Source organism: Profundibacter sp. (assembly GCF_056498605.1).
The window spans coordinates 1-4,413 of sequence record NZ_JBSMEZ010000155.1; the positions used below are offsets into that span (position 1 = coordinate 1).

At 55.0% G+C, this 4,413-nt stretch carries 5 protein-coding genes; 2 read left to right on the top strand and 3 right to left on the bottom strand.

Translation table 11 applies throughout. The features are described 5' to 3' along the window. Nucleotides 1–266 precede the first annotated feature (266 nt). Both ACWB12_RS15405 and ACWB12_RS15410 read left to right on the top strand, forming a co-directional pair. Nucleotides 267–1,316, top strand: a complete 1,050-nt coding sequence (locus ACWB12_RS15405; protein ID WP_479530986.1) for a bifunctional transcriptional activator/DNA repair enzyme AdaA — start codon at nucleotides 267–269, stop codon at nucleotides 1,314–1,316. A 14-nt stretch (nucleotides 1,317–1,330) separates the two neighbouring features. Beyond that, the gene (locus tag ACWB12_RS15410) at nucleotides 1,331–2,101 is read left to right on the top strand and encodes an isocitrate lyase/PEP mutase family protein (protein WP_479530982.1); all 771 of its coding nucleotides are present in this window, start codon (nucleotides 1,331–1,333) and stop codon (nucleotides 2,099–2,101) included. Nucleotides 2,102–2,108: 7 nt separating this feature from the next. Here the strand turns inward: ACWB12_RS15410 and ACWB12_RS15415 are convergent, their stop codons facing one another. The 3 genes from ACWB12_RS15415 to ACWB12_RS15425 all read right to left on the bottom strand — a co-directional run bounded on the left by ACWB12_RS15415 (nucleotide 2,109) and on the right by ACWB12_RS15425 (nucleotide 4,304). Beyond that, a complete protein-coding gene (locus ACWB12_RS15415; RefSeq protein ID WP_479530983.1) occupies nucleotides 2,109–2,564 on the bottom strand; it encodes a cytochrome b/b6 domain-containing protein in 456 nt (151 codons plus the stop codon). After that, nucleotides 2,552–2,944 carry a hypothetical protein gene (locus ACWB12_RS15420; RefSeq protein ID WP_479530984.1) on the bottom strand — a complete coding sequence of 131 codons (393 nt, stop codon included), beginning with the start codon at nucleotides 2,942–2,944 and terminating at the stop codon, nucleotides 2,552–2,554. Before ACWB12_RS15420 ends, ACWB12_RS15415 begins: the two co-directional genes overlap by 13 nt. A 136-nt stretch (nucleotides 2,945–3,080) precedes the next feature. Then, nucleotides 3,081–4,304 (bottom strand): cysteine desulfurase, encoded by a 1,224-nt coding sequence (locus ACWB12_RS15425; RefSeq protein ID WP_479530985.1) that lies wholly within the window; start codon nucleotides 4,302–4,304, stop codon nucleotides 3,081–3,083. Nucleotides 4,305–4,413 lie beyond the last annotated feature (109 nt).

The window sequence follows — 4,413 nt, forward strand, 5'->3', positions numbered from 1 at the left end:
TCGAACGCGAGACCTCTGCCTTCGGAGGGCAGCGCTCTATCCAGCTGAGCTACGGGTGCACTGTTGTTGCGGTTTAAGTCAAAGCGCTGCACACTGCAAATGGTTTTCAGAGGCCAAAGCAGAAATAGCTGCACTGCAACAACCCGAGCGATATAACCCGGTTCGAAGACCTTTTGGCCGTCCGGTTTATGGCCTGTCGCCAGATTAAAACAATAACCGCCCGATTTTAGTCTGCACACGGTATGGAACTGGGTTACCCAAAAGCCATGTTGTTCAAAAGACCAGATGATCAAACGCTCTATCAGGCGCTTATTGACCGCGATCCCGAATATGACGGGCGCGTCTTTGTCGGCGTCACATCAACCGGCATTTTTTGCCGCCTGACCTGCCCCGCCAGAAAGCCCAAGCCGAAAAATTGTCAATTCTACGATACCGCAGGTCAGTGCATCGAGGCCGGTTTCAGGTCGTGCAGACGCTGTTTTCCGCTGCAACCGGCTGCGGATGCAGACCCGACGATTGCAATGTTGCTGAAGGCATTGGATGCGCGCAGTGAACATCGGTGGCGGGAAAGCGATGTTCAGGCGATGGGGCTGGATCCATCTACGGTGCGCCGTGCCTTCAAGCGGCATTATGGCATGACGTTTCTGGAAATGGCGCGTCAGCGCCGGTTGCGCGACGGGTTTCAGGCCTTGTCCGACGGGGGTAAGGTGATCGAGGCGCAGGTGACGGCTGGATTTGAGTCCGCCAGCGCGTTCCGTATGGCCTTTGCCCGACTTATGGGGATTTTCCCCAGCGAATTCAAACCCGGGGCGTTGCTGTCGGCAAGCTGGATCGATACGCCGCTTGGGGCGATGATTGCGGTCTGTGACAATCGGTTTTTGCACCTTTTGGAGTTTCCAGACCGCAAGGCGCTGCCATGCGAATTGAAGCGTTTATATCAGTTTTCCAAAGGGTCGATCGGGCTTGGCCGCACAGCAGTCACCGATCAGATCGAGGCGGAGCTGGCCCGCTATTTCAACGGCGACGATGCAAATTTCCAGACACCTCTGGCGTTTCATGGCAGCGCATTCACCCAGCAGGTCTGGCGCACGCTGCAAGCCATCCCCGCAGGCCTGACCCGCAGTTACGGCGAAGTCGCATCCCAAATCGGCAGGCCCACAGCCAGCCGCGCGGTTGCCCGTGCCAACGGGGCCAACCAGATCGCGCTGGTTGTGCCGTGCCACCGTGTGATCGGCGCGGACGGCGCACTTACCGGATATGGCGGTGGTCTTTGGCGCAAGCAGCGGTTGATCGAATTTGAGCGCGCCTATCTTTAACAAGGAGACACCGAATGGACCATAATACCCGTGCCAAACAATTTCGTAACCTGCACCAGCCTGGTTCGCCAATCCTGCTTTACAATATTTGGGATGCCGGATGCGCCACGACGATAGCTGAAAAAGGTGCCAAAGCCATAGCCACAGGAAGTTGGGCAATTGCTGCGGCACATGGTTATGAGGATGGTGAAAGCATTCCTATGGATTTTGCGTTGAGTATTATTGAACGGATAGCAGCCGCTACAGATCTGCCCCTTACAGTTGATTTCGAGGGGGGGTATGCAACATCTGCCCGCGAAATAACCGCAAATGTTATGCAGGTTATTCAGGCTGGTGCAATTGGAGTGAATTTTGAGGATCAGGTGATCGGCCAGAATGCTATTTACCCAATCGATATGCAATCCAGCAGGCTTGCCGCTGTGCGGGAAGCGGGGGAAGCCAAAGGCCTTGATCTATTCATCAATGCCCGGACCGACCTGTTCTTGCAAGAAACCGATGCAACAAAGCATGGCGACCTGATAGAGCAGGCCCTCATGCGCGCTGATGCCTACGGTGCAGCAGGGGCGGATTGTTTCTTTGTCCCCGGACTGACGTCTGACACCCTGATACGCGAAATCACCGAAAACGCAGGCCTGCCCGTGAATGTGATGATGACCAGCGGGCTGGACAATATCGCCCATGTTGCCTCGCTTGGTGTGTCTCGTGCCAGTTTTGGCCCCCGCCCCTATATCGATTTTATTGCCAACTTTGCAAACCGCTTTTCATTGGCATCAGGGCAAATCTAAAGCCCTCTCAGCCCTCTTTCGCCTTCAGGCGCCACGGCTCGCTCTCTTCCAGATAGGCCTCTTGTTCGGGTGTCAGGTTGATATCCTCATAACCCGTGATCATCGGTTTCACATGGGCGCGAAACCCCGACCCGATGGTCAGCAGATACAGGTGCACGATGATAAACGCCGCCACGATGTATCCCGCCAGCAAATGCAGGTTGGCAATGATGTTCATGTAGAAACCGGCATTTGGCAGGTGTTCCCAATAATTATAGGTCATATACAGAATTCCGGTGCTCCAGACCAACGGGAAGATCGCCATTTTCAATCCGAAATACGCCAAAACCTGTAGCGGGTTGTGCTTGCGCCAGATCACCTTTTTATGCGGATGCTGCGGGTGTTGGCCGTGGCAAGGTGATGTCCCAACCCGTGCCAACCGTGGACTGGCGTGGCGGTGGCTGTGACATGTCATCCCAACCATACATATCCGGCGTGACACGATGTGCAGCGCGGCTCGTTTCCGGCGACATTGCCGCAGAACGAATTGACCACAACACTTTTGCCCAAATGCTGTCCGGTGCGCGGATTGTCAAACTTCCATTTGAAATGGATCGAATGCATCATCTGGTCGTCCGCCTCGGTGTGGCAGGTAAGGCACGCGGCGGTGACTTCGGGACCCGAGGTGAATTCACGTTGCAGGATCGGGAATTTCGTATGATCCGCCGTGCTGCCCGTGCCCGCAGGCGACGTGGCCGCGACGATGGATTGTGCTGTCGATTGTTCTTGGGCGGACGCATTAATGGCCGAGACCAGCAATATACAAAGCCCAGCCAGACCATTTCGAGCCATGTCGATCATCATAATATCCCCCTATGTGGCCTAGGTAAGCGGGTTGCGCGCCACATTCAGGATATTGAATACAATTATTGCGGGAGATACTTTGATTTAGGTCAAGTTTAGAATTATTATAAACTGTCTGACAGGGTTTTGCCGGTCATTAGGCAAACAGCTCGTGGCATAATTCCAGCGCGTCGATCAAAACATCCACCTCGGCCTTGGTATTATACAGCCCGAATGACGCCCGTGCGGTGGCCACAACCCCCAGATGTTCCATCAATGGCTGCGCACAATGGTGCCCTGCCCGCACAGCAATGCCCTTTTTGTCCAGCACAGTCGACAGATCATGCGCATGCGCCGCCCCTTGCATGGTAAACGAAAATATCGCGCCTTTGCTGGCCGACTGCCCTTGCACATTCAGCCAGTTCAACCCGTCTAGCCGTGCGCGGGCATAGTCGCGCAAGCTGCGCTCGTGGGCGGCGATGTTTTCCATCCCCAGCCCCATCATATAGTCCAGCGCCACGCCAAAGCCGATGGTTTGCACAATACCGGGTGTGCCCGCCTCGAACATCATTGGCGGTTTATTATAGGTCACCGTATCGCGGGTCACTTCGTCGATCATATCGCCGCCGCCCATAAAGGGGCGCATCTCGGCCATGCGCTCGGATTTGACGAAAATCGCACCGGATCCAGACGGGCCATACAGCTTGTGACCGGTAATCGGATAGAAATCACAACCCAGATCACTGACATCGACCGGCATGTGCACCGTGGCTTGTGATCCATCGACCAGCACCGGCACACCCCGTGCCCGCGCACCATCACAGATGGATTTCACATCGACCACAGTGCCCAGAACATTAGACATATGGGTGACGGCAATCAGGCGGGTTTTATCGGTGATCGCATCCAGTACCTTTTGCGGGTCCAGATCCCCCAGCGCGTCAATATCGACCCATTTCAGCACCACACCCATCCGCTCGCGCAGGAAATGCCAGGGCACGATATTGGCGTGGTGTTCCATCACCGACAGGATGATTTCATCACCCGCATGCAGGTTGTTCATCGCCCAACCATAGGCGACCATATTGATGCCCTCGGTGGTGCCCGAATTCAGCACGATCTCGCGCTCGTCCGCCACATTCAGGAACCGTGCAATGGTGCCGCGCACGGCCTCGTATTTATCAGTGGATAGGTTAGAAAGATAGTGTAATCCTCTGTGAACATTGGCATATTCTTCAGAGTATCCACGTGTAACAGCATCAATAACCACCTGCGGTTTCTGCGCAGACGCCCCGTTGTCCAAATAGACCAGCGGTTTGCCGTTGACTTGGCGTGACAGGATCGGGAAATCGCTGCGAATTTCATCTATATCATAGCTCATTTTGTTCCCCATTCCGCCTGCCGCAACCCTGCGATCCAGAACCAGATAAACACCAATAGCCACAACAGTCCAACACTGGATTGCTGTGGCCCCGGCCCGATAAAACCGG